Source organism: Pseudofrankia asymbiotica, assembly GCF_001983105.1.
GTDB classification, from domain to species: Bacteria; Actinomycetota; Actinomycetes; order Frankiales; family Frankiaceae; genus Pseudofrankia; species Pseudofrankia asymbiotica.
On record NZ_MOMC01000046.1, the window covers coordinates 48,526 to 74,982 of the forward strand.

Consider the following 26,457-nt stretch of genomic DNA (forward strand, 5'->3'; position numbering starts at 1 on the left):
CAGCTCCGCCAGGGCTCTTCACCTGTCGAGAAAAGGCGAGATGCTCGGCCACTCCTCAGCTGCAGCGCGACTGTGAAGTCGCCGAGGCCGGTTCCTGGGCTAAGCTGGGAGAAGGGCGTGATCCACGCCTAACCTCGGAGGGTCGTCCCAGCGCGACCACGGTGAGAGGCAAAGGGGCTTGTGCCTCGGATCATCGTCATTGGTCCGCTCGTCTCGAACGTCGACGGCCGCTGGGTGCTCGACGTCGGGACGCGGGAGAGCCGATGACGGCGAACAAGGCGTTCAAGCAGCGCGTGCGCGCACGAGCGCGCAGGACGGGCGAGTCCTACACGGCCGCACTTCGGCACTTCCGGCAGCCCTCCGAAGGAACCACCGTGCCGAACACCAGTCCCTTCCGAATCTCGGTCGCCCAGCTCGACGCGCCGACGGATCCGCGTGATGCCGCCGCGTTTCAACGGGTGGGCCACGACGTGCGTCGTCTGATGACCGAGGCCCGCGATCAGGGCGCTCGCCTCATTCATTTCTGCGAGGGAGCGCTCTGCTCGCCGAACAAGCGGATCCTGTCCAGCGATCCGACCATCATGACGGACGCTGACTGGAGCCGCTTCGACTGGGCGGCCCAGCGCGACCAGCTTGAGGCGATCAGGAAACACGCCGCAGGATCGCGGTTGTGGACAGTCGTCGGAGCCGTGCACCGGCTCACCGAGCCGCATCGTCCACACAACAGCCTTTACGTGATCGACGACCACGGCCGTATCGTCACCCGCTACGACGAACGGATGTTGTCCCACATCAAGGTCACCTATTTGTACACACCCGGCACCAGTCCGATCACCTTCGACGTCGACGAGGTGCGGTTCGGGTGCGCGCTCGGCATGGAAAGCCAGTATCCGGAGCTGTTCGCCGAGTACGAGCGAGCCGACGTTCACTGCGTGCTGCTCTCCACCATGGACAATGGCACCGTCTTCGGCCTGCAGACACAGGCGCACGCCAGCACCAACAGCTACTGGATCAGCTATGCCACCGTCGCCGCCGACGCCGACGCCGCGCCGTCCGGAATCGCTGGGCCTGACGGTCACTGGGCGACCCGATGCGGACCGGACACCACCTCGGCCATCGCCACCGTCGATGTCGACCGCGAGCATGAAGGCCTCGCGCGCCCCTGGCGCCGAACGGCACGTGCCGGCAGGTACGCCGCCGCGGTCGTCGACGATGACCCTCGAGCACTACGAAGCTCGTTCTGACACCAAGATCTAGACGGGCGCCCCCGAAGCGTTTCGCCCATCCCGGGTAGACGCTTCGGGCGGCCGGCGCCGCTGCGACGTGTCCCCTGATACACCGGCGGCATACTCCGGGCAGCCAGACGAAAGGCTAGGTCGCAGGTCGCAGGAGACATCGGCGAGTCCGGCCGTACTCCAGCGGCCGCCACGTTTCATTATCGCCGATGCACGGATCGGGAAACGAGGTCCGGTTTACTCCTTGACTGTGATGAAACGTGAGGACGCGCTCGGCCTGTCACTCGATAACCGCAAGGACAAGGATCTCCTACCTCACGCGGTATCTCATATTTTGCTTAAAACCCCGCATTCGTGTCGCGTTGCCTGCCGCTACCGTAGAGCCAGCGAGCACGAGATGTACGGAGGTAGAAATGAAGGCAATCGTCGCGACTGATCAGGCCGCGGAAGCAGCCGGGATCAAGCTGGCGGAGCGGCCTGAGCCGACGCCGGCGATCAACGACGTCGTCGTCGAAGTCCACGCGTCGGGATTCGTCCCCGCGGAGTGGGAGTGGCCCTCGACGTGGGTCGATCGCTCCGGTCACGATCGAGCCCAGGCGATCATCGGCCACGAGTTCGCCGGAGTGGTCACCTCTCTTGGCTACGGCACGACGGGGCTCTCGCTGGGTCAGCGGGTTTTCGGTATCACGGACTGGCACCGCGATGGGACCCTGGCCGAGTACGCGGCCGTGGAGGCACGCAACCTCGCGCCGCTGCCGGGGGACGTCGACTTCACGGTGGGTGCGAGCCTGCCGATCTCCGGCCTGACCGCATGGCAGGGCCTGTTCCAGCACGGTCGTCTTCAGTCGGGGCAGGCCGTCCTCGCGCACGGCGCCGCCGGCGCGGTCGGATCTGTGGTGACGCAGCTCGCCCGGGAGTTCGGCGCCTACGTCATCGGTACCGGGCGGGCGGCGGACCGCCAGGCGGCGCTCGACTTCGGCGCGAACGAGTTCCTCAGCCTCGACGACGAGGATCTCGAAGGCATCGGCGGGGTCGACGTGGTCTTCGATGTCATCGGTGGTGACATCCAGAGGCGCTCGGCGAGCATCATCCGGCCTGGCGGGACGCTGGTGTCGGTGGTCGGGCCCGCCGAGGCTCGCCCTGTCGACGGTCTCGCGGTCGACTTCGTCGTCGAGTCCGTTCCGAGTCAGCTGGTGGAGATCGTCGACCGGGTGCGGGACGGGCGCCTGCGCACGCACATCGGAACCGTCGCGACCCTCGACGACGCCGTCCCCGCGCTCAACCCGACCGGGCGGCGCAAGGGCAAGACCGTCATTCGCGTGCGCTCCTGAGCTCTGTTCCTCGTCTATCCGAACGGGCAGCCCGAGCCCGGTTCGGAGGTGCTGGGTAGGGCACCTGGGATCTCGCCCCCACCAGGAGTAACCAAGGATTGACTACCTACCCAAGGGCGCTGGCCGCGTCACGGACCGGGCAACAGGCTGGTCCCCATGACAGCGAATCTCATGAACCGGGAGATCCGGCTGGCCGGTCGCCCGGTCGGAACACCCGGCGCGCAGCATTTCGAGCTTGTCCGCGACGTGGTGCCGCGGCTTTCCCAGGACGGGTCCTGGTCCGCAACATCTGGATCTCGGTCGACCGTGCATACGGGGGCGGATGGACGACAAGCCGTCCTACCTCCCGCCGTTCCAGGTCGGCGGTTGCCTAGCCGCTGCCGCCGTATGAGGGAGTGACCTCAGGCAGGTACACCCTTCGCGGCGGCCTTCATCTGCTTCTTGAAGTCGCGGACCTCGAGCAGCGTCCCCGGCCCGGTGATGTCGGCGACGGAGCGACGGCTGCCTTCCTCGCCGTAGGGGGCTGTCGCCTCGCGCCATCCGGGCGGTGTCACGTCGAGCTGCTTGCCGAGCAGCGCCACGAAGATCTTCGCCTTCTGAGCACCGAAGCCCGGCAGCGCGCTGATCCGCCTGAGCAGCTCCTCGCCGTCCGGCGCGGTCGCCCACACCCGCGTCGGGTCGCCCTCGTACTTCTCCACGAGAAGCTGGCACAGCGCCTGGACCCGCTTGGCCATCGACCCGGGAAAACGATGCAGCGCCGGGGGCCTGGTGAAGATCGATCCCAGCTCGTCGGGGTCGAAGGTGGYCAGCTCGTGCACGTCGAGCGGCCGGCCGAGGCGCCGCGTCAACTCGTACGGCGCCGCGAACGCCCGCTCCAACGGAAACTGCTGGTCCAGCACCATCCCGATCAACAGCGCCAACGGGTCGTTCGTCAACAGCTCGTCCGCTTCGTCGATCTGGCTCAGATGCAGTCCCACATCATCACCGTAGCCGGGTCGGCCGGACGGATCAGCTACGCCTGCTCGTCCGATCATCGATGCCACGGTGACTGCCCCTCGCGGACRCCAACGCGGCCGGGCCGTCGCGGGCCAATCAGGCACGTGTCAGGCGTCGGGCGCATGAAGGTATCGCAGCCCGTGCAGACTCAAGGGTATGAGCCCTGTGAGCCGCGGTCGCAAGAACGGGAAGAAGCCCTCCTCCAAGAGGCTGGCACCCGCCGGGCGCGGCTCCCGGCCCGCGCTGTCCTCCGTGCCGGACATCCGTGATCAGTCTCCGCGGTGGCCTCATGACGACGGTCAGCCTCATGACGACGATGAGATGGGGCTGCGTACGCTCACCACCGACATGCTCGAGATCGGCAGGACGCTCCGCGAGAACGACGACCCGCTACTGGCGGAGGTGGCCGGTGCGACGTTCGCTGTGCTTGACGGCCTCGTCGATGGACCCGTCGGGGAGGCGTTTCTTCAGGAGATCGTGCCGCGGCTGGAGACCACCGCGACCGGGGACGCCCTTGCGGCGCTGCTGGCGGTTGGTTCCGTCGCGTCGGGGCCGGTCGGTGCCGCGGCGAACGCCGCCGCCGGCCGGCTCGCCGTGGCCGGCGTGTCCCGGCCGGGGTGGGCGCAGGAGCTGACGGCGCCACTGGTGGCCGGTGACTTCCAGCGCCGGTACGACGACGAAGGTGCCGCCGTCTTCCTGAGCTGCACCGTCGAGCGGGCGGGCCGGCGCCACGCGTTCCTGGTGTGCGTCGACCCGTCGGCCTGCGGTGAGGCTGACGACATCCTCGTCCTCCCGGCCGAGGACCTTCCCGTGATCCTGAAGGAGATCACCGCGGAGGCTCGCAAGGACAAGGTCAGGCTGCGAACCGAGACGCTGGACGCCGAGGAGTTCCGCTGGCAGGTCGAGAACGCCCTGAACGCACGGGCGGTGCACGACGGCGAGCTCCCGTTCGACGGCGACGACGAGGAAGACGGGGAAGTCGCGTCCTTTCTCCAGCTGTTCGGCGAGGAGGACGAGATCCCCTTCGACGAGGAAGACGGCCAGGACGGGCCGCCGTACGAGGCCGTGGCGCTGGTGCTGCGGTCACGTCTCGCGACGCTCCCAACTCCGCGGAAACCACCCGCGCCTCATCCGGACGGCGAYGGGGACGAGGTGATCGACGTACTCGGTGGCATGGCCGAGCTCGTCAGGATGCTGGACGAGCGGGGCGTGAACCCCGCCGAGCTCCTCGCGGGCCTGGCGGGGAACCCGAGGGGGCGGCGCGGCCTGTCAGCGGCGGGCTGGGCGCCGGCACCACCACTCCCGAAGAAGCCGAAGCGGGCCAAGGGACAGCGGGCCCCCGTCTACCAGGTCAAGGTCGGGCTGCGCGGCGCGAAACCACCGATCTGGCGACGGCTGGAGGTACCGGCCAACACCAGCCTGGAGCGCCTGCACACCATCCTCCAAGCGGCCTTCGACTGGGACGACAGCCATCTGCACGCCTTCGAGACGCCCTACGGCAGGTTCGGCACACCAGACGCGGATCTTGACCAACGCGCCGAGCAGCCGGTGTCGCTGGAGCAGGTACTTCCCGCCATCAAAGCAAAGATTCGTTACATCTACGACTTCGGCGACGACTGGGATCACGAGATCGTCCTGGAAAAGATCCTCGAGCCCGACCCGTCGGTCCGCTATCCGCGCTGCACCGGCGGGCGCCGCGCGGCCCCGCCGGAGGACTGCGGCGGTATCTGGGGCTACGAGGCGCTCCTGGAGATCCTCGGCGACCCCAGCCATCCCGAGCACGACGAGCGGCTGGAATGGCTGGGCCTCGGCAGCGCGGCCGACCTCGAACCCACCGCGTTCGACCCTCAGGGGGTGACAGCCGCGCTGTCCCGGCTCYGCTGACGGCGGCGCGACGGCTCGGCTGGCAGAAGACCGTCGCCGAAAGAGGTCTTGACAATTCTCGCGGAGCCACTCCGTCCGCGTCGGGCCTATCCGCAGCAAAAAAATGCGGCAAGTTCGACGAACCCGCTTGACCGCGGCACGTCTATGCGGATGCGAAACGTCCCGCTCCGCTCCATCCTTCCGAGACCCGCTGGTCCAGCACCATCCCGATCAACAGCGCCAACGGGTCGTTCGTCAACAGCTCGTCGGCCTCGTCGACCTGGCTCAGGTGGAGTCCCACGACGTCACCGTAGCCCACGGCGCCACCGGTCAGATCGCCGTTTAATCGGTCGGCCTGCTGACCCTCGGGTACGCCGACGGGCGCCGCGCCGCCCTGTGGCAACGGCACCGTGCGCGGGCGCGTATACGCGAGGCCGAGTTCCACCTCKAGGACTGATCGGCCCCACGGATGACGACAGGGCTCCCGCCTCGGCCCGTGCCGCTCTGCCCGGCGGGCGTGGCGTCACCGCTGCGGACACGACGATCCAGGCGTGGTCAGCCTTTCTGCTGATGCCAGTTGAAGTCCCAGGGCATCACTGTCGCCCGCCATGTCCTAACGGCTGGCGTGCTGTGCTGCTGGCTGGTCGACGGGTCCGYCGGGACCGGCCCCCGATCGCCGTACTGCGCCTGAACCATCGCACACGCGACAGTCACATGACGGGTTCGGGCCGTGGACGGATAGTCGCAGCCGGCGGCAACATGACGAGTACCCATCGTGCCGGGCGCCGTTTCGGCACTTCTCTACGGGCAGAGACCCGTGGCTTCATGTTCTGGGTTCCGACCCGGTGCCGGTCCTGGCGCGCCACCCGGCGATCCCCGCCGGGCTGGCGGCGGTCATCGACCAGGCGCTCCGCGACCAGCCCAGCATCGGCTTCCCGACGGCCCCCGAGCTGCGTCACGCGCTCACCGGCGCCTGGTGACGCTCCAAACCTTCAGCGGTCCGTCGTCCTCATCTGGACCAGCTGGCTCTGGGCCAGGTCCGCGCCGCAGGAACCGCACGGCGCCGGGTGGCCCATGACCGACGCGGTCGGGGGGAAGTCGGTACAGAACACGCACTGGAGAAGCGCGCACTTCTCGCAGCGGAATCCGTTGCCCTTGTCCTTCATCTCGGCGACCGTCAGGTAGACGGTCGCCGTGGACGGCCCGCTGGTCGCGACATCCACCCGCAGCGGGGCGACGTAGAAGCCACACCAGGCGCAGTGCGTGGTGGACGGCCTGGGCTGGGCGAGTCGCGGGCGGACCCCGTACTCGATCGGCTTCCCGTCCTTCTCCTCGAAAATGTAGATCAGGTCGCGGCCCACGTTCCCCTGCGGAGTCTCCACGATCTGGTAGACGAGCTTCTCCCGCACCGGACGCTCCCGCAGGAACGCCAGCGCAGCCTCCCGGTTCGGGCCGCGATGAACGTGGAAGACGGCGCCCGAACTCTTCGTGTCGGTTTCCACGTACTGGACGGCCGCGTCGTGGGCGTACAACGACGAGTGGCCGTAGAGACCGAACCGTTCTTCTGGCTGTTCCTTCGTGGGGACCAGCCGGGCGACCCTGTAGGGGCGCCAGGTGCCGGCCCTCGGGTTGACACAGTTGATCATGACGAAAGAGAGAGGATCGTCGGTCGTCTCGACCTCGATCTCGAACCCCTCCTTGAGGTTGCTGGCCAGGACGTCTGTCAGGCGGGCCCGCAGCGGGTCCCTGGCCACGGCGATGATCCGCGTCGCGCCCCAGACCTGCCGTACGCCATCGAACTCCGCCTTCAGTTCGGCGTCGGTGACGGGCCGCAACGCCGCCGCGGCCGTCACGACCTTCTCGACCTGCGCCATCGGCGCGGTGGACGCCACGGGCCGGGTCGCGGGCCGGGGGCCGGATGGCTGACGGGTCGCCGGCTGGGGGTTGGGTGCCTGACGCTTCCGGCCGAACGGGAACGGCATCGCCACTCCTCCTGCGATTTATCTGGGCCGTCACGAAGATAGATCACCATGAGTCCCGTTAGATCCGGTTGTCAGTTCGATGACAATTTTGTTGATATAACAGAAGACGATGAGCGGCGATTTCGTGCAACACGGCGTGGACAGCCTCGCCACGTCCAGTCGCCTTGTCGCGTTCAGCGCCGGCGGCGGCACCATCGATGCCGGCAGCCTCCTCGGTGGCCTCAAGTCGGTCATCGGCTTCGCGATCGGCACGGTCAACCGGACCCGGCCCGAGCTGATCGAGCGGCACCGGCCGAGCTCTGGGATCTGCTCGCGGCCGGCCGAGTGCGCCCACGTCATGTCGATATCCCGTTCGAGAAGATCGCCGACGCAATCGAGCTGGTTGCGAACCGCGCCGATCAGGGCCGGGTGGTTCTGCGCCCCGGACCCAATTGGTAATCAGCGGGAGATCACGCGTGCGGCGACGTTCCTTGTTTGTCCATTTACTGGTCCCGCACCATCCCGATCAGCAGCGCCAATGGATCGTTGGTCAGCAGCTCGTCGGCCTCGGCGATCTGGCTCAGGTGCAGGCCCATGGTGAATACCGTAACCGGGCTCAGGGCAGGCCTGACRTCGCAGGTCAGGCGTCGGGTAGCCGGTGTCGCCTCGACCTGGCTCGTGGCGGCGRCTCCAGGCAGCGGCACCACAGAAGAGGCATCAGGCGCGGCTTACCCGGGTCCCGCTCCGGGGCGACCGCTGGGCCACGGCGGGCAGCCGCGGACCGCGAGGACGCGGCAACCGCGACGGCGCACGTCGATTGGCAGACCGACTCTGCTCAGTTGACGGTAGGGATCAATCCCCCGTCGACGCGGAGGTTGGCGCCATTGATGGAGGCGGCGAGCGGGCTGGCGACGAAGGCCACCAGGGCGGCGATCTCCTCCGGCATGGCCAGCCGGGCGGCGGGACTGGCGAGTGGGCCGTCGATCAGCCCGCGGATGGCGGCCTCGGCATCGTCGAGCCCGTGGCTCTGGGCAAACTTCCCGGCGAACTCCCGAAACCCCTCCGTCAGCGTCGGGCCGGGGCTGACGGTGTTCGAGGTGATCCCGGTGCCGGCGAGCTCCTTGGCCAGGCTCACCGTGAGGTTGGCCTGCGCCGCCTTGGCCGCGCTGTAGGCGGCCCGGACGGGCAATGGGCAGGAGTTCGCCGCGCTGCCGACCTGGATTACGCGCCCCCACGCGTCCTCGCGCATCTGCGGTGTCAGCGCGAGGGTCAGGCGCACCGCGGTGGCGACATTGGCCTCGTAAAGGGTGAGCCAGTCGGCGGCCGTTACCCCGGCCCAGCCGGCGTCATATGCCGTACCGGCGTTGTTGACCAGGATGTCCACGCCGCCGAAGGCCGCGGTGGCCTGGGCAGCGACCCGCGTCGTGGTTGCCTCGTCGGACAGGTCGCCCAGTACCACCGCCGCCATTCCACCGGCGGTCACGATGGCGTCCGCGGTGGCCCGCGCCCGTTCGCCRTCCCGGCCGTGCACCACGACGGCGGCGCCCTCCCGAGCCAGGCCAAGCGCGATGGCTCGGCCGATGCCGCTGGAGCTGCCGGTAACCAGCGCTCGCTTGTCATGCAACTGCAGGTTCATGAGGGCTCGATCCATCCGTTGGGTAGGGCGAGCGAGAAGCGAACAAAGAAGCCAACGGCCACCGCCGGGGTGGCCGTCCTGGCCGACCGCGCCAGCATCAGAACGTGCGCGCGATCAACTTCTCACCATCTGTGACCTTCACGGTAGAGCCACCAGAACGCGACGAACAATGTTCGGGATCGATGATTTCATGTCCGATTCACTCAGTAGGGTTCCCGGCTGGATATGATGATCACGTGGACGTCCTCACCGATGTGCTCGCGGTATTGGAAAGTGGGCCGACCCTGTGTGCGCGCACCCAGGCCCACGCCCCCTGGGGGCTGCGCTTCGGGGGCAACCAGGGGTTCGGCTTCCACGTGGTCCTGCAGGGCACCTGCTGGCTGACGCGGGCCGGCGAGCCACCGCTGGCACTGAGATCTGGCGACGTGGTGGTGCTGACCCGCGGCAGGGAGCACGTGCTGGCCGACGACCCGACCACCCCGGCCGTCACCTTCCGCACGAACCACGATCGGCAGGCCAGGAGGATCGGCCACCAGCACCTCGCCGGATCCCCGTCCGGAGCACGAGCAGTCCTGCTCTCGGGCGCCTACCGGATCGATCCCCGCCGGCCGCATCCGATGCTGGCCATGCTTCCCGACCTGGTGCACCTGCCGGACAGGCGCCGGCACGGGCTGCACACCGCCGTCGAACTGCTCGGCACGGAGGTCGAGGAACAGGAGCCAGGCTCGGAGGCGATCATCACTTCGCTGGTGGACGCCCTCTTCGTCTACATCCTGCGCGCCTGGCAGGAGGACCACCCCACCGGATGGAGCCAGGCGCTCACCGACCCGGCGATCGGCCCCAGTCTCCATCGCATCCATCAGGATCCGGCGCGATCGTGGACGGTCGCACAGCTGAGCACCGAGGCCGGGCTGGCCCGCGCCACGTTCGCCCGCCGGTTCACCGCACTGGTCGGAGAACCGCCGCTGGCCTACCTCACCCGGTGGCGCATGACCAGCGCGGCCCGCACGCTGCGGCAGCAGAATGTGCCGCTGTCCGTCGTCGCACACCAGGTCGGCTACACGTCTGAGTTCGCCTTTGCCAAGGCATTCAAGCGCGAGTACGGCCTCGCGCCCGGCGCCTACCGTCGCCTCGCTCAGACAAAGGAAGAGGCTCATGACCCGCCGCCGCCTCGCCGGCGGCCGGTCGAAGCGACGGAAATCCTCTGAACCGCAGGACCACGACAGAGTCACTGACGATCTCCCTGTCTGGGCGGGAGAGCGCGCTTGGCGCTCTGCTCTCGCGCTCCCGGACCTCTCGGCGCCAGGTAGTCGTGAGTGGCGATTCTTGATCACATGGCACAGATGACCGGCGGCTCCGGGGTTTGGACGGCCGGACACGCCACGAACGCGGCGTCGGAATCTCGCCAGAGTTTCACCGTCGTGACGGCGATACTTCAGGGGAACCTTGTCGACAGGAGCCCGAAGAAGAATGTCAAAAATTGTCCTCATCACCGGCGGAAACCGCGGCCTGGGATTTTCGACGGCCAGGGCCCTGGCTCGTTCCGGTGCCACCGTCATTCTCGGTGCGCGTGACGAGGCCGCCGCGCGCAAGGCCGTTGATATGCTGGAGGAAGATGGCCTCACCGCGGACTGGGTGGAACTGGACGTCACCAGCTCGGCGAGTGCGCGAACCGCCGCCAAGATTGTCCGTGAGCGTTACTGCCGACTCGACGTGCTGGTCAACAACGCGGGCATCCTGCCCGAGGCGACGGACACCGTGGAGCACGAGTTCGCCGACACGAACATCTTCCGGCAGACGTTCGAGACCAATACCTTCGGTCCGGTCACCGTCACGGAGAATTTTCTGCCGCTGCTGCGCGAGAGCGTCGCCGGCCGGATCGTCAACGTCTCGTCGACCATGGGCTCGCTCACCGATCAGAACAACTCTCTTTCGCCGTACTACTCGATGCTCCTGCCGGCATACCGAAGCTCCAAGGCGGCGCTGAACAGCATCGCCGTCGAGTTGGCGAAGAGCCTGAAGGACACACCGATCAAGGTCACGACGGTGTGTCCTGGCTTCGTTCAGACGGATCTGACACCGATCAACAGGCAGCAGGCGCCGTTGACCGCCGACGAAGCGGCGCGGATCGTGGTCACGGCCGCGACGCTGCCCGCGGACGCGGAGTCGGGCACGTTCATCGACGCCAACGGCCCGGTTGCCTGGTAGCCAACCAAGCTGATCGTCCGCGATCGCGATCGCGGACGTCGTCGGCGTGTGTGCGGCGGGGCACCGCGGCAGTCGTCGGTCACATGGCGTTCGTGGGCACCGTGTCAGTGCTCAGGTTCGTCTGGAACCAATCGCTGACCACGCTGTCCACGGCTTTGGCGAGCGGGGTCTGCGGCGCCGGATCCACGCCCGGAGGTTCGGCGAGCGGGTGCTCGAGGCCGGCGATCGTGCTGAGCCTGACCCGGCCGGTATCCGGATACCCGGCCTGGAGCGCCAGTACCAGTTCGTGGGCGTCGCCGCGGCTGGTCGGGTAGTCGAGCTCGCCGCTGACCACGAGCACCGCCGGCGGCAGGCTCCGGCCGCTGATCAGGCCCGCGTGTGTCACGAAGTCCAGGCGCGCCGCCGCGGCCCGCGCCTGCTCGCCCCACGGGTAGGACGTACCTGCCGCCGCCGTGAATATCTCCACCACCGTCCGGGCCCGGATGGCCGGGTTCACCAGCGCCACCGCCGAGACCTGGACCGGCAGGCGCGCCAGCACGTTCAGCGCGACGGTGCCGCCGAGCGAGGCACCGACGATCCCGATCGGCCCGTCGCGCAGCGGGAGCTGTTCGCGCAACGCGTCGAGCGCGGCCGGGAACTCGTCGGTCGCCTGCCGAACCACCGGGTCGACATATCCCAGCACCGGGTCGGCCAACGCGGCCTCGTACGCCCCCTCCACCGGGCGCCGGCCGACCAGCGGCATCCCGAGATGCACCCGCCAGGCAGGTACCGCGGCCAACGGAAGTGCCGCGGCGAACGCCGCGTCCGAACGAGGCGCGTCCATCATGTGCCAGGTCACCACCAGCGGAGCCGGTCTGTCCGGATCGCCCGCCGGACGCAGCGCCGTAAAGGGCACGCCGGCCGCCCATCCCGTGATCGTGGCGTCGTCATTCGCTGGCATGGGGTGAACCTAAGGCGCGGTCGAAGCAGTGGGGACTTTGCTCTGCTGGTGGCAGACCCTTTCTGCCACCAGCAGACGAGCCCGGCACGCGGGGTTCAGGCACCACCTGACGACACGGGCCTGACTACACGGCGTTGCTGCTAGCTGTTCGAGGTACTCGGAGTGTGTGGTAGCCGCCGGCGAACCCGCCCTGGATCGGTGCCGCCTCCGGCCCGAACACGTCGCGCGACCTGGTCAGCCGCGACAGCACGTCCGCCGTCACAATCTTGGACTCCGGCTGGAGCGCCTGCAGCGTGCGGCACGCATCGCTCACCAGCGGACCAACCAGGCCGAGGTCCGGAACGAACAGGTCCCCACAGGCGACGACCGCGCTGAAAGCAAACCGTGAGTGACCATCCACGCCTCCGAGCTCGCCAGACGCGTGATCAGTCGCGAGCCCGGTCACCCCCCCCCGGTGACGGCGGCGGGCCGCTTACCATCCACGGCCTCCCGAGTCAGGCGATCAAGCATCAGCAGGAAGGCGACCGCTTCATCGGCACTGGCATGCGTCGGCAGCACGTTGTCACCCGTGATCGACCGCAGGCGTCCCCCGGCGGCGCTGAGCGCCTCGCGGTGCAGCGTCACCCATCGGCGCAGCCGGCTGTTCAGCTCGGTCAGCGGGATCCGTGCCGCGAGGGCGTTCAGCCCGACAAGGTCGGTTACGGTGAGAAAGGTATCCCGCTCGACCCCGCGATACTCGTCGACGAGCAGCCGGTAGACCCGCACAGGCTCCGGCAGACCGCTCAACGCGAACTCACCCACAAAGTCGAAATCGAATTCCGCCGTCTTCRCCGCATCCCGGACCGTCGACGTCACGTACACCGAGTTGGTCGGGACGCGCTTCTCCATCCGGACGGGGACGACGACCCCCTCACCCAGCAGATCATTCTCAAACCTTGTGACGTCGCAGGTGTGGATCGCTATCCGAAATCCYGCGATCTTCTCGCCGATCGGGAGCAGCGGCGCGGACGCGAACAGCTCGACCATCTGCGCGGCGGCGTGCAGCGCGGCCGTCGCGCTGCGGAAGGCCGCCATATAGCCGTCCCCGGTGAACTTGATGATTTCCCCGTCGAGGTCCTCCACCACCCGACGCATCGGCAGCACGGCCTCCGCCATCATCTCGTCCATGCGCATCCGCGGGACCGCCGCGATGCTCCGGGTCGACCCCACCAGATCGACTATGACCACGGTTGTCGTTTCCATCGGCGCTGCCCCTCCCCTTGGCGAACCTGGATACCGACCGGCACCTAGCGGAAGTACCATCCGAAATCGATGAAGGAATCGGCGCGCCGAGAAAGGCGCAGGCCATCCGGTCATAGCCGGCGCTGTATGGAGCGGCATTCGTCCGAGTCGACGTGTCGCCGCCGCCCGTGGACCGCCCGGCGACCGTGTCGATGAGCGCCGTCAGGGGTGCTGRCAACGACCGCTCCTCCCCAGGATGGACCTCGCGGCCTGGCTGGCAAGAGGACGAGCCCGCAAGCCGTGCGGCCGCGGGTCCGCGATGAGGATCAGTGCCCGTGGGACCAGGCTGCCGCCGAGCGTTCCTGAGCGTCCAGCAGTTCGTCGCCGTGCTCGAGTGTCCAGTCCCCGAGCGCCCTCATCGGACCGTCCACCAGGCTCTGTCCCAACGGCGTCAGCGTGTACTCGACCCTCGGCGGGGCCTGCGCGAAGGCGTGACGATCCACCAGGCCATACCCGCACAACCGGCGTAGCGCCTCGGTGAGGACCTTGTCGCTCACGCCACCGATCGCGACGCGAAGCTCGCGGCGCCGACGGGGGCCCGGGCGCAGAGCCGCCAGGACGACAGGGTCCCAGGTATGGGTGAACAGGTCGGTCGCCGCGCGGAGGCGGCAATCCGCGATCTGCTCCACGCAGGGGTGCCCGTGCTCGCTCATCCCCGCCATCGTCGCAGGTTCGCTACGCACCAATCGGTGCGTAGCGGTTTTCCTACCGTGGCCGTCGGATCGGTCGGCACGGACGAGGAGGGGACCATGCGAATCGGGATCCTGGGCACGGGAGCCTTGGCGGCGGCGCTGGGAACGGGCTGGGCTCGCGCAGGACACGAACTGGTGATCGGCGGACGATCGCGGGCGAAGGCGGACGCGCTGGCCGAGCGCCTGGGCGGGACGGCGCGGGCGGCCACCCCACGAGAGGCCGCCACCGGGCGCGACGCGGTACTACTGGCGGTGCTGTGGACCGGCGTCGAGGACATCCTCCGCGACGTCGAGGCGGCCGACGGAACGCTCGCGGGCACGCCGTTGATCGACCCGACCAACGCGGTGTCACACGGCGTCGGTGTGCTGCTCACCGAGCACGGCGGCTCGGCGGCGGGCCGAATCGCCGAACTGGCACCGGGAGCACACGTCGTCAAGGCGTTCCATCTCTTTCCCGCCGACCAGTGGACGCGCTATCCCGCCGGCGGCGGCAACAGTGGGCCGGCAGCGACGGTGGCGATCTGCGGTGATGACGCGGACGCGCTGCGGATCACGAGCGATCTCATTCGAGACGTCGGTGGCATACCGGCCGTGCTAGGCCCACTGGACCGCGCGCGTCAGCTCGAGGATGTGGCCGGCTTTGTCATAGGGCTGGCGTTCGCCGGATTTGATCCCGCTTCCGCCGTTCCCCACGTCCCGACGGGGACCGTATCCACATAGCGGAATCAACCTCGCATCGGCGATCGACCGACAGCGATCGGCCGCCGCCGGTCGACTGACGCCGCTCGGCGGGTCCTCCGACCTGCCGAGCGCGCCAGTCGACCGCGGTCTGCGGGCTGCCGACGCGAGGCCGAGCGTCGATGCCCACGCACGCCCCGCCCCACCGGGGTCATCGGCCCGGCGTGGGTCAGCCCGCGAGCATCCGCTCCAAGCCCAGCGGTTCACCGAGGTAGACCGATCCCGCGCCGGCGGAGGCGTCGTCAGGCCAGATAACCGTCTGCCCGGCGACGACCCCGGCGACGATCCGTTCGGCGACGACCTCCGGCGCGGCCTTGTCGGCCTCGACCCCGGCGARCATCTCGGTGTCGATGCCGCCGGGATAGGCGCCGAGAACCTCGATGCCCTGGTCTCGCAGCTCCACCCGCAAGGACTGGGTGATCGAATGCGCCGCGGCCTTCGACGCGCAGTACCCCGCCATTCCCAGCACCGGTGCCAGCGCGATCAGGGTCAGCACGTTGACGATCGCGCCGGGCGCGTTCGCCGCCAGGAGCGGGGTGAAGGCCCGGCTCACCCGCAGCAGTCCGATCTGGTTGGTCAGCATGTCACGCTGGAACAGGTCCAGATCGCCCTCAAGGGCACTGCCGAACCCAAGCACCCCGGCATTGTTGACCAGCAAGGTGACATCGGTCGCGACCTTGGCCGCGGCGTCGACGCTCGCCTGGTCGGTGATGTCCAGGGCGAGGACGGTCACCCGAGGATCGGCGCTCACCGTCGGGGCGACGCTCTGAGGATTCCGCGCCGTGACATAGACCTTGCTCGCGCCGGCGTCGAGGAGACGGTCGACCAGCCGGGCACCAAGGCCCCGGTTCGCGCCGGTCACCAGAGCGACGCTGTCTTTGACGTTCATGGGCCACCTTCTGGTTGACGTGTTCGGTGGATCAACCGTATGGCGCATGTGTTCGACAATCGATGCCAAAAAGTCTCAGATACTTGTCTGTTCGTCTCACTGGATTGCCGATCTTGCCATCATTGGTAGGCTGCGGCAATGGATCTGCTCGCCGACGTGCTGAGCGTCGCGGGGGTACGGGGCACCATCGCGGCGACGGTTCATGCCGGCGATCCGTGGGGGCTGCGGCTTTTCCGGATCTCCGCGGCGGCCTTCCACACGGTCACCGCCGGCACCGCCTGGCTGCGCCTGCCTGGCCAGCCCCCGCTCCGGCTCATGCCCGGCGACGTCGTCCTCCTGCCCACCGGGTCCGAACACGGACTGGCCGGAGACCCGGACGGCCCGCTGGAACCGTTCGACCACGCCGTCTCGAAGGCGGCGCTCGCCGCCGGCGGCCGGCTCGACGTCGGGCCCCGACCGGCGCGGACCAGGATCCTGTGCGCCTCCTACCGGCATGATCCCGCTGTCACGACGCCCCTGTTCACCGTGCTGCCCGAGGTGGTCCACGTCCCCGCCGAGACACCCGGGGCCGGCCCGCTCGCCGACACCGTCCGGCTGCTCTCGGGCGAGCTCGCCGAGCCCGGGCCGGCCACCACCACGCTGCTCGACCGGCTCGTCGATGTGCTGCTCATCCAGGTGCTACGAGCCTGGCTGCGGGCCGAGCCAGTCGCGCCGTCGGCCTCCTGGCTGCGAGCGCTGAACGATCCCACGGTCAGCGCGGCGCTGACCGCCCTGCACGCCGACCCCGGCCGGCCCTGGACGCTGAACTCGCTGGCCGATCACGTCGCCGTGTCCCGCGCCACCCTCGCGCGCCGCTTTCCGGCCCAGGTAGGCGAGACCCCGGCCGCCTACCTCACCCGATGGCGCATGGACCTGGCCGCTCGCCGGCTGCGCGACACCGACGACCCGATCGATGTCGTCGCCCGTGCCGTCGGTTACACCTCCGAGTACGCGTTCTCCCGGGCCTTCTCGCGCGACCGCGCCATCCCTCCCGGGCGTTACCGCGTCCGGAGCCGCGCGGCGCGCTCAGGCGTGGCCGTACCGCCGTCCGCGATGCCGAGCACGGGCTGAGGCAGCGCCGGTCACGAATCGCGGCCCGACCAGACGCCGTAGAGCAGCGGAATGCCGTCGGTCACCGGCCGCCGCCCCCCGGCAATCGTTACGGTCCGCGGAACGGTCTCGCGCTGGGCTTCACCGCCGCCGGCCGCTATGAAGAATGGGTCTCGCGATAGAACGCCGAAGGACGATCGTGACGCCGGAAGACGCGCCGCTGGCGTCGGTTCGTGCCCGTGACGCGGCCGCGGCTCGTGGGCCGGCTGCCGCGCGCCGAAACCTGGTTGAGCGGGGCGGCGAGGGCCGGCAAGGATAGGCCTTCGAGGTGATGTGTGGTGCCGGTGCTGACCGACGACCAGGTCCAGCGGTTCATCGACGACGGCTTCGTTCACCTGGCGGGGGCATTCCCGCGATCTGTGGCTGACGAGTGCCGCGAGATCCTCTGGCGGATGACCGGCCTCGATCCCACCGACCGGGCGACCTGGACCCAGCCCGTCGTGCGCATCGCGGGTAGCGGCGAGGAACCGTTCCGGCAGGCGGTCACCACAGCCCGGCTGCGCGGCGCATGGGACCAGCTCGTCGGCCCTGGACGGTGGCTGCCCCGCGACGGACTGGGCACGTTCCCGATCCGGTTCCCTCATCCCGACGACCCCGGCGACGCGGGCTGGCACATGGATGGCAGCTACCTGCCCGACGGCGAGTCCTCCTTCTGGCTGAACCTTCGGTCACGCGGTCGGGCGTTGCTGATGCTGTTCCTGTTTTCCGAMGTCGGTCCTGATGACGCACCCACTCGGATCAAGGTCGGTTCGCACCTCGACGTGCCGCCGTTCCTGGAGTCAGCCGGGGACGCTGGCCGCGGCTTCTTTGAGCTGTGCGCGGAGATGGACGCCGCCGGGATTCTCGACTCACCGCACCGCCCGCTGACCCTGGCCACTGGCGAGGCCGGCGACGTCTACCTGTGCCACCCGTTCCTCATCCACGCGGCCCAGCCCCACCGTGGCACGGTTCCGCGTTTTCTCGGCCAACCGCCGCTRCTGCCCGCCGGGCCCCTCGATCTTGACCGTCCTGACGGGGCCTACTCCGCCGTCGAGATCGCGGTCCGCCGAGCGCTGGGACGATCCGACGGATCCGACGCATGACGACGACGACAGACCTCATGACCGAACGCCTGGTTCTGCGTCTCTGGAGCGTCGAGGAAAAGGCGGCCGTGCTCGCTGTCACCGCTGCCGGTAATGGTGACGGCCCCACGGCGAGCCGGCCAGCGCACTGGGCCGACGACTTCCCGGATGAGGGCGACCAGGTCATTGCCGACGGGCTCGGACAGTACCCCGGCTGGATGGGTCCCTTCGGTCACCGTCAGGTCATCGAACGGACCAGCGGCCTGGTCATTGGCGGAATCGGGTTGTTCTGGCCGCCGACGGCCGGTCGTGTCGAGATTGGCTACGGCATTGTGCCGTCCTGCCAGGGCCGCGGCTACGCCACCGAAGCGGTCATCGCGCTGACGGAATTCGCCTTCACGCTTCCCAGCGTGCGAACCGTGTTCGCCAACGTCGAACGACCGAACCCCGCCTCGATCCGCGTCCTGGCCAAGTCCGGCTTCCGCCACCACCGCACCGAGGGCGACACGCTCCACTTCGACCACGACCGCCCGTAGGCATTCCGGCACKGCCCACGCTCCCGTCCGTCGGCCGTCCACCGAATCGGGCCGACGGACGGGAGCGCGGCGCTCAGCCCGGGAGCAGCTCCCAACGGGCCGCGAGCTCGTCGAACAGCGCGGCGTCGTCGTCCGGCGCCGCGGAGCCGAGCCCGAGGCACATGTTGGCCTCCTCGGTGATGACGAGGTACTCGCGAACAGCCCAGACGCGCCCGGCGTCGTGCCGGGCACAGTCGATCCGGGCGCCCGGCCGGCGGGCGACGGCGGTCTTCTCCGCGTCCGACCGTCAGGCCGCCCCTCGCCGGCTCGGCGACCGTGATCCCCGTCAGACAGGGGAGCCCGGGTGCACGGCCTCGACGTCGGGCTCCACGGGAGGTCGGCGCGTGGGCCGTCCAAGGGTGCCGTCGAGGTGCGGCGAGGAAGCACGATCCGGGACCAGCAGATGGGCAGTCAGATAGGCCGAGGCGGCCGCGATGAGGGCGGCGTCCAGGTAGTGGCAGGCCATGGCGCCGAGGTAGGTGGGGCCGCCCCAGGCGTTGGTGGTGAAGTTCGGGTCGAGGCCCGCGATGACCTGGATGCCGGCACGGAACAGGCTGTAGGCCAGCGGTGTCGCGACGACGGCCGCCGCGACCAGCCGCGCGAGGCCACCGGGCGAGCGCCGCGCGGCCCGCAGCGTCCGCCGGATCCGCCGGGCGGCTGGTCTGCCGAGCGGAGCCAGCAGGAGCAGCCCGACGGGCTCGGCCTRGCCGCGCGACGGGGCCCCGCCATCCATGTGGACCTGGCGACCGCGCTGACGGCGCCGTAGTCGGATTCGGGCGGTCACCAGAAGCACGATCGCGACGCCGAGCAACGCGAGATGCGGCCACCACGCGGCGGTGCCGGCCTGCTGGACATCCCGGACCGGAGACCTCCGCAGGTAGATCGCCCCACCTGTGATGACCCCGGCCGCGAACAGCGCGGAGAACACCAAGGTCAGTGGCGGCGATAGMTCGGCAAGAGCCCGGTTCAGGCGGCGAACGGGCTGGGACGAGGTGCTCTCGAGTCGAAGCATGTGACCAAGGTCGTCAAACGGTCCCCGGATGTCGTCAGACCGTCGGCCGCAACCGCCGTGGCACCAGAGCGGGATCCACCACCGGGGCTCCTCCGCGAGGAGGAGTGCGGCCCTCCGCCCAAGGGTGGACGGCGAGGGCCGGTCAGACGGCCACACTTGAGGACATGCCGACGTCAGCGGCCAGCGCTCAGCGATCAACCCTTGTGGCGCCGCCGGCACCACCAGCGCCCCCAGTACCGGCGTCATCGGTACCGGCGTCATCGGTACCGGCGGCGGCGCCTCCCTGGTTCGATCGCGCCTGGCTCGGGCTGGCCCGCCGCTGGCCGTCCGAGGGTGCTCATCCGAGAAGGGCCCTCGTCGCCGACCTCGCCATCGCCACTGGTTCGTTCGCGGCGTTCACCCTGCCGGAACTGGTGTCGGCCTGGGCATCCGCCGACGGGCACGGCGACGGGTATGGATCGCCGACCGCCGTCGCGGTCTACGGAGCACTGGCCGTGATGCCGCTCGTGGCGCGACGGCGCTGGCCGGCGGCGGCGTTGGCGGGTGTCGTCGCCGTACTGTGCGCGGCGTCGCTCACGGGGGTGCGTTTCACGCCGTTCGTCAGCAATGCGGGGCCCGCACTCGCCATCGCCGCCGCGACCATCGCGAGCCGTCGCCCTCGCCGGGCGTCCCTGGCCGGGTGCGCCGCGGCCGCCGTCGCGACCAGCGCCGCCGGGCTCCTGGCACTGCCGCTGCATCCGGAGCAGGACCAGGACGCGGTGCAGCTCGCGCTCGTCGCGGTCAGCTGGCTGGTCGGAGACGCGCTACGCACCCGTCGCGAGTACCGCCAGGGCCTCGAGCTCGCGCACCTGCGGCAGCGGGCGGAACAGGAACAGCGCGTCAGGGCCGAGGAACGGCTCAGGCTGTCCCGCGACGTGCACGACATCGTCTCGCACACGCTGAGCATGATCACGATTCGAGCCGGCGTGGCCCGGCTCCTGCTGGCCAACGGGCCGCCCGAGGCGGCGAACACAGCGGATACAGCGGAGACCGCGGACCCAGCAGAACCAGCAGAACCGGCGGAGACGGCGGAGACGGCGGAGACGAACGATGCTCGGGAGGCGCTCGCGGTGATCGAGACGGCCAGTCGGTCGGCGCTCGACGAGCTCCGCCGAATCCTGCGGCAGACCCGAACCGCCGGGTCGGGCGAGGCTGTGGCCGCGCCAACGCTGGCGGACGTGGAGGCGCTCGTCGAGGCGGTCCGGGGCCAGGGCCTGGAGGTGACCTTCCGTGTCCTCGACCCAGCCCGCGCGGCGGGAACGGTGGACCCGGAGTCCGGCGGAATGCCCGGGCGGCCGGACTACCCGCTCGTCCTCGAGACGTCCGCCTACCGCATCGTCCAGGAGGCCCTGACCAACGTGACGCGGCACGCGGCGGCGGATCATGCCTGGGTCGAGATCGTTCACCACCGCGATGAGTTGGTCGTCAGCGTCCTCGACGACGGCCGCGGGCGTCATCCCGGCGCGGTGCCCGGCATCGGCCTGGCCGGAATGCGCGAACGCGCCGAGCTCTTCGGCGGCGTGATCGAGGCCGGCCCGCGCCCTGACGGCGGCGGTTTCGCCGTCGTCGCCCGCTTCCCGGTGGCCCCTCATGAGCGCTGACCGCGCTCCCCGGGCGCCGGCCGACCGGCCGATCCGGGTGCTGATCGCGGATGATGAGGCGCTGGTCCGGGCCGGATTCCGCCTGCTCGTCAACGCGACACCCGGTCTCGCCGTCGTCGGGGAGGCGGGCGACGGCGTCGCGGCGGTCCGCGAGTGCCGCCGGCTGCGGCCGGACGTGGTGCTGATGGACATCCGGATGCCGGTCATGGATGGGCTCGAGGCGACCCGGGTGATCGCCGCCGACACGACGACAGCCCCGGCTCCGGCGTTGGGCGTCACGTCCTCGTCCCCGTCCACCTCCGCGGGCACGGCCACGGGCAGGCCCGCGTCACCTGATACCGGCGGCACCCAGGACGCGGTAAAGCCACGGATCCTCATCGTGACCACGTTCGACGACGATGAGTACGTCTTCGGGGCGCTACGGGCGGGCGCCGCCGGGTTCATCCTGAAGGACACCCAACCTGAGCTCCTGGTGACCGCGATCAGGACGGTCGCGGCCGGAGACTCGCTCCTCGCGCCCGGGATCACCCGGCGGCTCATCGCCGAGTTCGCCCGCCGGCCCCACCCCGCGACCGGGCTCGGGCCCGACGCCGCCGGGCTTCTGTCGACGCTCACCGAACGGGAACGCGCGGTGCTCACCCACGTCGCGAACGGGTACTCGAACGCGGAGATCGCCCAGGCGCTCTACGTGGGCGTGTCCACGGTGAAGACCCACATCAGCCACCTGCTGGTGAAGCTCTCGGCCCGAGACCGGGCCCAGCTCGTCATCGCGGCCTACGAGACCGGCCTCATCGCACCGGGCGACCGGACCGGGTAGACGACCGAGCCGGAAACCGGTCAGGACGCCCAGGCGTGTGTACGCAGGGGAACGACCCGGGGGTGGCGCTCCTCGATRCAGTAGCCGTACTCGACCCGGCGACGCCAGACGGTGAGCCGGCAGCTGCCGCCCTCGACCGTCCAGGTGCGCCGACCGGCGCGGTCCTCGATCTGCACCGGCTGCGTGGTCAGCGGCTCGGTCGAGCGTCGATGAGCCCAGATGTGCGCGGCTTCCCAGTCCGGGAAGCTGCCAACCAGCTCACCGTCTCCATCGAACACCAGGTAGGGGCGGGTCATCGTTGTCACGCCTTTCTGGAGAGCGGTATCGGTCCACGTGTCACCCGGGTGCGGCCGCCGTCGCCGGAGCAGGCGAACCTCGAAGAACGCGAGGAACTCAGGACTCCGAATACGGACAACCCGCCGACCGCCACGTTGCGGTCGGCACTCGGGCGAGGAAACCAACACCAGAAACGGACACGGTCGGCGGTGTTCGCCGACCGCGCGTCGAGGGCGCCTTCGGGTGACGTCAGGCTCGTGGCACACCGGTCGGGGTCAGGAATGACAGCGGCGCGACCAGGTAGTCCGACAACCGGTGCTCGGCCGCGAACGCGGCCGCCTGCAGCGCCGTGTCGAACGCGAGAACGACACGGCGCGCCTGCCACGGCCCACCCTCGAAGACGATCACTCCGAAGCGGTCGGGCGAGTCCTCGCCGACGGCCACCTCCGACGGTGGCACCTGGTCGCCGGGCACGGGGTCGCTGGGTACGGGCGCGGGAACGGGCCGCTCGACCGGCCCGCGCCGGATCCGTGGAGTGAGGGCGCCGCAGGTCCTGACACGAAGGCGCGAGGTCATCGGTCCTCCAGGAGACATCGGCCGCCGCGGCCCGGACGACCGGGCTTGGTCGCGCCCGGGCAGGAGCGGTACTGAAAAGGGGAAACGCCACGCTGGACGTGGAGGGACAGACGTCTGGTCCCGCGAGCGAGAAGGAGCGCCTGGCCACTCGTGGATGGCACGACCGTGCCGCACGCCGGGCGTGCGCGTCGCCGTCAGTCAGCGTCGTCGACATGGCCGCTACGCGCCGCGCATGGCGACGCGTCCCTCGGGGTCGCGGGGGATCTTCTGGACGGCTGGGGGGCGGTGTTTCTCCGCGTGGCACGCGAGGCCGCTGACCTKGCCGGCTAGCCGGCTCGCGGTTGCGTTCACCGCCACGCTCCCCCCACGCATCCATCCGTCGCCAACTTCTCACGCTGAGGCGTGTTCTTGCCACTCAAAGTAAGGACAGACCGGAAGCATGGCGCCCGCCAGACGCATATGCAAGAGCTTCTGTAAGGGTTTTGCTACGGGATGCTCGGTAGCGCGCAAGGACGGTGGCGGACCGGTGGCTAGATGCAGCAATGAGTCAGGACCGATCGACTCAGCACGGACGAACCCGGGACCAGCGTCGGCGCGGCAGGAGCCCGCGGCCAGGCCCGGCCAGACCGGGCCAGCGCCCCGGCCGGCTACGCCCGGCTGGCCCAGCGCCGCGACCGCCACCGGAGAGCCAGAGACCACGACCGGACCCGGCACGACCGGCGAGCCGGCGGCAGCGGAAGGGGTACAGGAGGCCACTATGCCGTCAAAGCCGATACGGCCGGCGAAACTGGGCCGGCCACGCGCGACCGGCGCGTCGCCCGTCACCTCGGAGACGTCGACGCCGCCGCGGACCTCGGCGCCGGAGAYACCGGAGACAAGGGCGACGGGAACGTCGGGAACGGCCGTGTCGACGCGGCCGGCCGCCGGGCCAGCCACGCCACCGGCGGTTCCGGCCTCGGTCGAGCCCGAGCCTGAAGCCGAGGCCGAGGATGCGGACGGGACGGTACCGACCGGCGCGCGCGGGACGGTACCGACCGGAGGGAAGACGACGATGGCGACAAGCGGCGGCCCGACGGTACGGCGCAGGCGTCTGGGCGCCGAGCTGCGGCGGCTGCGCGAGGCGGCCGGGGTCTCCGTCGAGGAGGTCTGCGACCTGCTGCGCTGCTCCGTCTCGAAGGTCAGCCGGCTGGAGAACGGCCGGGTCCCCGTCCGTACCCGCGACGTGCAGGACCTGCTGACTCTGTACGGAATACACGACGAGAAGCACCGTGAGGCGCTGCTGGCGCTCGCCAGAGAGTCCCGTCGTCACGGCTGGTGGCACGACTACCACGACGTGGTGCCGGCGTGGTTCGAGATCTACATCGGCCTGGAGGGCGACGCCGCCTCGATCAGCGTCTACGAGTCGCAGCTGGTGCACGGCCTCCTGCAGACGGCGGACTACGCCAGGCACGTCATCCGTGCCGAGGCGCCGGAGAGCCCGGACGACGAGGTCGAGCGCAAGGTCGCGCTGCGCCTGGACAGGCAGAGCCGGCTGACCGGCGACAACCCGCCGCGGCTGTGGGTCATTCTCGACGAGGCCGTGCTCCGCCGCACGATCGGCGGCCCGGCGGTCATGGGCGGCCAGCTGCAATGGCTGMGCAAGCAGTCAGAATTTCCCAATGTCACGATCCAGGCGCTTCCGTTCTCAGTCGGCGCACATGCCGGACTAGGTAGCACATTCTCTATCTTGGGATTTCCGAACTCCAGCGACCACGACGTGGTCTATATCGAAGAGGCGGCCGGAAGCCTCTACCTCGAACGCCCTTCGGAAATTCGGCGCTATAGACTGAAGCTCGACTACCTGATGGCCTCTGCGCTGAGTCCGGAGGAGTCGATGCAGATGATTTCGTCCATAGCGGAGGATATGAAGTGAACAAATACGCGAAGCCGTCGCTCACCGACGTCGACGTGGCCCAGCTCCGCTGGCGTACAAGTAGCTACAGCAACGGCGCCGGCGGGATGTGCGTCGAGGTCGCGGCGCTCGGCCACGGCGTGGCCGTGCGGGACTCGAAGAACCCGGCCGGCCCGGTGTTGGCGTTCTCGGCCGCCGAGTGGGACGCCTTCCTCGCGGGCGCGCGCGACGGTGAGTTCAACCTGCGCCTGTCGGCCCGCTGAGGCGACGCCGTCCCGCCTCGGCCGGGAGACGAGGCGAGGGCAGGCAGGGAAGGGATATCGCCGTGCCCGTCTTGGCCAACGGATACGCACACGCCCCGGAGGTAGCCGATCGGCGCGGCTGGGCGGGCCCGGCAGCCGGGCCCGCCCAGCCGCGCCGCCCTCGCTGGGCGGGCCCGGCATGGCCACCCCCTCCCACGAAGACGTGGGTCACCTGGGTCGCGACCGAGCGGTTCGAAGACCATCGCGGCGCCGACGGCCTGGCCAGCGAGCCCCAGTCCACTCCGCCCCGCTCGTCTGAGTGACAGTCGCTCCGCCCGCCCGGTCCAGCGCCCATCCGGACAGGTTCAGGAACTGGACAGCGGCCGCGCGCCGACGGACCAACCAGACACATTCGTCGGATGCGCCGGCAGCCGCACACACCGGACGCACACCACGGGCCGTGGGGGGAGCGCCTTAAGCTCGCCCCGTTGCCTGAACCGCGGGCACCGACCCGTGAGCGCCTCTCAGCTGGCCGGGCGGCGACGACCCCGTGGCCAGGGAAGACTCGTTGTCGGAACGGCGTTGCAGGTGTGGGAACGAAGTCGCGGGGCCGAACGTCCCAACACGGCCGTTTTGGCTCTTGCGTGCACGCCGACCGTCACGCACTCTTGTAGAGGTTCGGTCGGACTGCGTTGATACGGCGTTCGCCCGGGTTGTGTCGAACGGCGTGATAACGCGGTGACGACACGGCCCGTGACATCGGTTCGGCATCTCGTCCACGTGGTACGCCCGACCCAACGCCCGGGCGTACCACCGGCAGGCACGACAGGAGCACAGCCGTGATCGCGAAGAGCTGGACCCGCGCGACCACCGCGCCGTGGCCGGCTCAGGCATGCGGCCGCGGCGTTCTCACGCCGCCGGCCCTCTCGGCCCACCGAGCCCCGGCCCCGCCGGCCAACCGGCAGCCACCCGCCCGCGCCCGCGCATTCGCGGCGCCCGGCCAGGCGCGGTGTGCCGCACCGATCATCGGTCCGCTGGCCGCGCCCTCCTCATAGCGGCGCCCGCGGACCGGCACCAGGTACAGCACAACCCCTCGGCGGCAACACAGCCGCTCCGCCCGCAGCGTCGCGGCGGCGTTCTCACCGCACCTCAGCTCAGCCGCTCCTCCGTTTCCTTATCTGTCCCCGGTACCGGGAGGTGATCGCCGTGGCCACCGCCACGACAAACCTGCTCAACACGCCGATCGAGGATCCACGGGCCGAGCGTGTCCGACGGGCCGCGCTGTCGGCCTACGTTGATGGAAAGATCACCTTCGCACAGGCCAACTCTCGCGTCCGCAAGGCCATGGAGCGCTTCCACAGCTGACCGAGCCAGACCGCGCCGGCCGTCGGGGGTGGCGAGGAACCGGGGGTTCCCGGGCCCCCGCCGGGACGGCGAGGCCTGGGTTC

General features: G+C 69.8%; 28 protein-coding genes. 15 read left to right on the forward strand and 13 right to left on the reverse strand.

Translation table 11 applies throughout. The features are described from left to right. Positions 1–263: 263 nt before the first annotated feature. Both BL253_RS22565 and BL253_RS22570 read left to right on the forward strand, forming a co-directional pair. On the forward strand, positions 264–1,244 hold the full coding sequence (locus tag BL253_RS22565) for a carbon-nitrogen hydrolase family protein (protein ID WP_076819126.1): 981 nt from the start codon (positions 264–266) through the stop codon (positions 1,242–1,244). 404 nt (positions 1,245–1,648) lie between these two features. Next, on the forward strand, positions 1,649–2,566 hold the full coding sequence (locus BL253_RS22570) for an NADP-dependent oxidoreductase (RefSeq protein ID WP_076819127.1): 918 nt from the start codon (positions 1,649–1,651) through the stop codon (positions 2,564–2,566). Between the two features lie 401 nt (positions 2,567–2,967). Here the strand turns inward: BL253_RS22570 and BL253_RS22575 are convergent, their stop codons facing one another. Beyond that, entirely contained in the window at positions 2,968–3,543 is a 576-nt protein-coding gene (locus BL253_RS22575; RefSeq protein ID WP_198946361.1) for an HhH-GPD-type base excision DNA repair protein, read from the reverse strand. 340 nt (positions 3,544–3,883) lie between these two features. On the opposite strand from BL253_RS22575, the gene BL253_RS22580 reads away from it, so the two are divergent. Next, a complete protein-coding gene (locus BL253_RS22580) occupies positions 3,884–5,446 on the forward strand; it encodes a plasmid pRiA4b ORF-3 family protein (RefSeq protein ID WP_081438577.1) in 1,563 nt (520 codons plus the stop codon). 142 nt (positions 5,447–5,588) lie between these two features. Here BL253_RS22580 and BL253_RS22585 read toward each other — a convergent pair whose 3' ends face one another. Further along, entirely contained in the window at positions 5,589–5,870 is a 282-nt protein-coding gene (locus tag BL253_RS22585; RefSeq protein ID WP_076819130.1) for a hypothetical protein, read from the reverse strand. 400 nt (positions 5,871–6,270) lie between these two features. On the opposite strand from BL253_RS22585, the gene BL253_RS44840 reads away from it, so the two are divergent. Next, positions 6,271–6,405 carry a hypothetical protein gene (locus BL253_RS44840; RefSeq protein WP_274535238.1) on the forward strand — a complete coding sequence of 45 codons (135 nt, stop codon included), beginning with the start codon at positions 6,271–6,273 and terminating at the stop codon, positions 6,403–6,405. 12 nt (positions 6,406–6,417) lie between these two features. Here the strand turns inward: BL253_RS44840 and BL253_RS22590 are convergent, their stop codons facing one another. The 3 genes from BL253_RS22590 to BL253_RS22595 form a co-directional block, all read right to left on the reverse strand. Next, a complete protein-coding gene (locus BL253_RS22590; protein WP_076819131.1) occupies positions 6,418–7,407 on the reverse strand; it encodes a hypothetical protein in 990 nt (329 codons plus the stop codon). Between the two features lie 58 nt (positions 7,408–7,465). Beyond that, positions 7,466–7,696 (reverse strand): hypothetical protein, encoded by a 231-nt coding sequence (locus tag BL253_RS41850; RefSeq protein ID WP_131831548.1) that lies wholly within the window; start codon positions 7,694–7,696, stop codon positions 7,466–7,468. Between the two features lie 525 nt (positions 7,697–8,221). Next, a complete protein-coding gene (locus BL253_RS22595) occupies positions 8,222–9,037 on the reverse strand; it encodes an SDR family NAD(P)-dependent oxidoreductase (protein WP_338013739.1) in 816 nt (271 codons plus the stop codon). Positions 9,038–9,258: 221 nt separating this feature from the next. Between BL253_RS22595 and BL253_RS22600 the strand changes: the two genes are divergently transcribed. Together BL253_RS22600 and BL253_RS22605 are read left to right on the forward strand one after the other, a co-directional pair. Then, positions 9,259–10,230: an AraC family transcriptional regulator gene (locus tag BL253_RS22600; protein ID WP_081438578.1), complete on the forward strand. Its 972-nt coding sequence runs from the start codon at positions 9,259–9,261 to the stop codon at positions 10,228–10,230. 262 nt (positions 10,231–10,492) lie between these two features. Next, the gene (locus tag BL253_RS22605; protein ID WP_076819133.1) at positions 10,493–11,230 is read left to right on the forward strand and encodes an SDR family oxidoreductase; all 738 of its coding nucleotides are present in this window, start codon (positions 10,493–10,495) and stop codon (positions 11,228–11,230) included. A 79-nt stretch (positions 11,231–11,309) separates the two neighbouring features. Here the strand turns inward: BL253_RS22605 and BL253_RS22610 are convergent, their stop codons facing one another. The 4 genes from BL253_RS22610 to BL253_RS22625 all read right to left on the reverse strand — a co-directional run bounded on the left by BL253_RS22610 (position 11,310) and on the right by BL253_RS22625 (position 14,104). Next, the gene (locus tag BL253_RS22610; RefSeq protein ID WP_076819134.1) at positions 11,310–12,170 is read right to left on the reverse strand and encodes an alpha/beta hydrolase family protein; all 861 of its coding nucleotides are present in this window, start codon (positions 12,168–12,170) and stop codon (positions 11,310–11,312) included. Positions 12,171–12,294: 124 nt separating this feature from the next. Further along, positions 12,295–12,483, reverse strand: a complete 189-nt coding sequence (locus BL253_RS43940) for a hypothetical protein (RefSeq protein ID WP_241835018.1) — start codon at positions 12,481–12,483, stop codon at positions 12,295–12,297. Between the two features lie 128 nt (positions 12,484–12,611). Continuing rightward, entirely contained in the window at positions 12,612–13,412 is an 801-nt protein-coding gene (locus BL253_RS22620) for an adenylate/guanylate cyclase domain-containing protein (protein ID WP_076819136.1), read from the reverse strand. Between the two features lie 305 nt (positions 13,413–13,717). Further along, positions 13,718–14,104 carry a winged helix-turn-helix transcriptional regulator gene (locus BL253_RS22625; RefSeq protein ID WP_096336065.1) on the reverse strand — a complete coding sequence of 129 codons (387 nt, stop codon included), beginning with the start codon at positions 14,102–14,104 and terminating at the stop codon, positions 13,718–13,720. 96 nt (positions 14,105–14,200) lie between these two features. On the opposite strand from BL253_RS22625, the gene BL253_RS22630 reads away from it, so the two are divergent. Further along, entirely contained in the window at positions 14,201–14,863 is a 663-nt protein-coding gene (locus BL253_RS22630; protein ID WP_076819174.1) for an NADPH-dependent F420 reductase, read from the forward strand. A gap of 187 nt (positions 14,864–15,050) precedes the next feature. Here BL253_RS22630 and BL253_RS22635 read toward each other — a convergent pair whose 3' ends face one another. Continuing rightward, positions 15,051–15,770 carry an SDR family NAD(P)-dependent oxidoreductase gene (locus tag BL253_RS22635; protein WP_076819138.1) on the reverse strand — a complete coding sequence of 240 codons (720 nt, stop codon included), beginning with the start codon at positions 15,768–15,770 and terminating at the stop codon, positions 15,051–15,053. Between the two features lie 138 nt (positions 15,771–15,908). Here BL253_RS22635 and BL253_RS22640 point away from each other — a divergent pair, with 138 nt between their 5' ends. The 3 genes from BL253_RS22640 (at position 15,909) to BL253_RS22650 (ending at position 18,516) form a co-directional block, all read left to right on the forward strand. Further along, complete coding sequence (locus BL253_RS22640; protein ID WP_076819139.1) at positions 15,909–16,880, forward strand: AraC family transcriptional regulator; 972 nt, start codon at positions 15,909–15,911, stop codon at positions 16,878–16,880. 317 nt (positions 16,881–17,197) lie between these two features. Then, positions 17,198–18,001: a phytanoyl-CoA dioxygenase family protein gene (locus tag BL253_RS22645; RefSeq protein ID WP_076819175.1), complete on the forward strand. Its 804-nt coding sequence runs from the start codon at positions 17,198–17,200 to the stop codon at positions 17,999–18,001. Between the two features lie 17 nt (positions 18,002–18,018). Next, a complete protein-coding gene (locus BL253_RS22650; RefSeq protein WP_241835019.1) occupies positions 18,019–18,516 on the forward strand; it encodes a GNAT family N-acetyltransferase in 498 nt (165 codons plus the stop codon). 325 nt (positions 18,517–18,841) lie between these two features. Here BL253_RS22650 and BL253_RS22660 read toward each other — a convergent pair whose 3' ends face one another. Continuing rightward, positions 18,842–19,567, reverse strand: coding sequence for a hypothetical protein (locus BL253_RS22660; RefSeq protein WP_241835020.1), 726 nt, complete (start codon positions 19,565–19,567; stop codon positions 18,842–18,844). Positions 19,568–19,770: 203 nt separating this feature from the next. Between BL253_RS22660 and BL253_RS22665 the strand changes: the two genes are divergently transcribed. Both BL253_RS22665 and BL253_RS22670 read left to right on the forward strand, forming a co-directional pair. After that, positions 19,771–21,207, forward strand: a complete 1,437-nt coding sequence (locus BL253_RS22665) for a sensor histidine kinase (RefSeq protein WP_241835021.1) — start codon at positions 19,771–19,773, stop codon at positions 21,205–21,207. Next, positions 21,197–22,024 carry a response regulator gene (locus tag BL253_RS22670; RefSeq protein WP_076819141.1) on the forward strand — a complete coding sequence of 276 codons (828 nt, stop codon included), beginning with the start codon at positions 21,197–21,199 and terminating at the stop codon, positions 22,022–22,024. The genes BL253_RS22665 and BL253_RS22670 overlap by 11 nt, the downstream gene beginning before the upstream one ends. A 20-nt stretch (positions 22,025–22,044) precedes the next feature. Here BL253_RS22670 and BL253_RS22675 read toward each other — a convergent pair whose 3' ends face one another. Together BL253_RS22675 and BL253_RS22680 are read right to left on the reverse strand one after the other, a co-directional pair. Next, the gene (locus BL253_RS22675) at positions 22,045–22,320 is read right to left on the reverse strand and encodes a hypothetical protein (RefSeq protein WP_076819142.1); all 276 of its coding nucleotides are present in this window, start codon (positions 22,318–22,320) and stop codon (positions 22,045–22,047) included. A gap of 229 nt (positions 22,321–22,549) precedes the next feature. Next, the gene (locus BL253_RS22680; RefSeq protein ID WP_076819143.1) at positions 22,550–22,876 is read right to left on the reverse strand and encodes a hypothetical protein; all 327 of its coding nucleotides are present in this window, start codon (positions 22,874–22,876) and stop codon (positions 22,550–22,552) included. A gap of 1,051 nt (positions 22,877–23,927) precedes the next feature. Here BL253_RS22680 and BL253_RS22685 point away from each other — a divergent pair. The 3 genes from BL253_RS22685 (at position 23,928) to BL253_RS42985 (ending at position 26,374) form a co-directional block, all read left to right on the forward strand. Then, a complete protein-coding gene (locus tag BL253_RS22685; RefSeq protein ID WP_076819177.1) occupies positions 23,928–24,788 on the forward strand; it encodes a helix-turn-helix domain-containing protein in 861 nt (286 codons plus the stop codon). Then, positions 24,785–25,030, forward strand: coding sequence for a DUF397 domain-containing protein (locus tag BL253_RS22690; RefSeq protein ID WP_076819144.1), 246 nt, complete (start codon positions 24,785–24,787; stop codon positions 25,028–25,030). Before BL253_RS22685 ends, BL253_RS22690 begins: the two co-directional genes overlap by 4 nt. Before the next feature lie 1,185 nt (positions 25,031–26,215). Next, entirely contained in the window at positions 26,216–26,374 is a 159-nt protein-coding gene (locus tag BL253_RS42985) for a hypothetical protein (RefSeq protein ID WP_198946362.1), read from the forward strand. Positions 26,375–26,457: the final 83 nt, after the last annotated feature.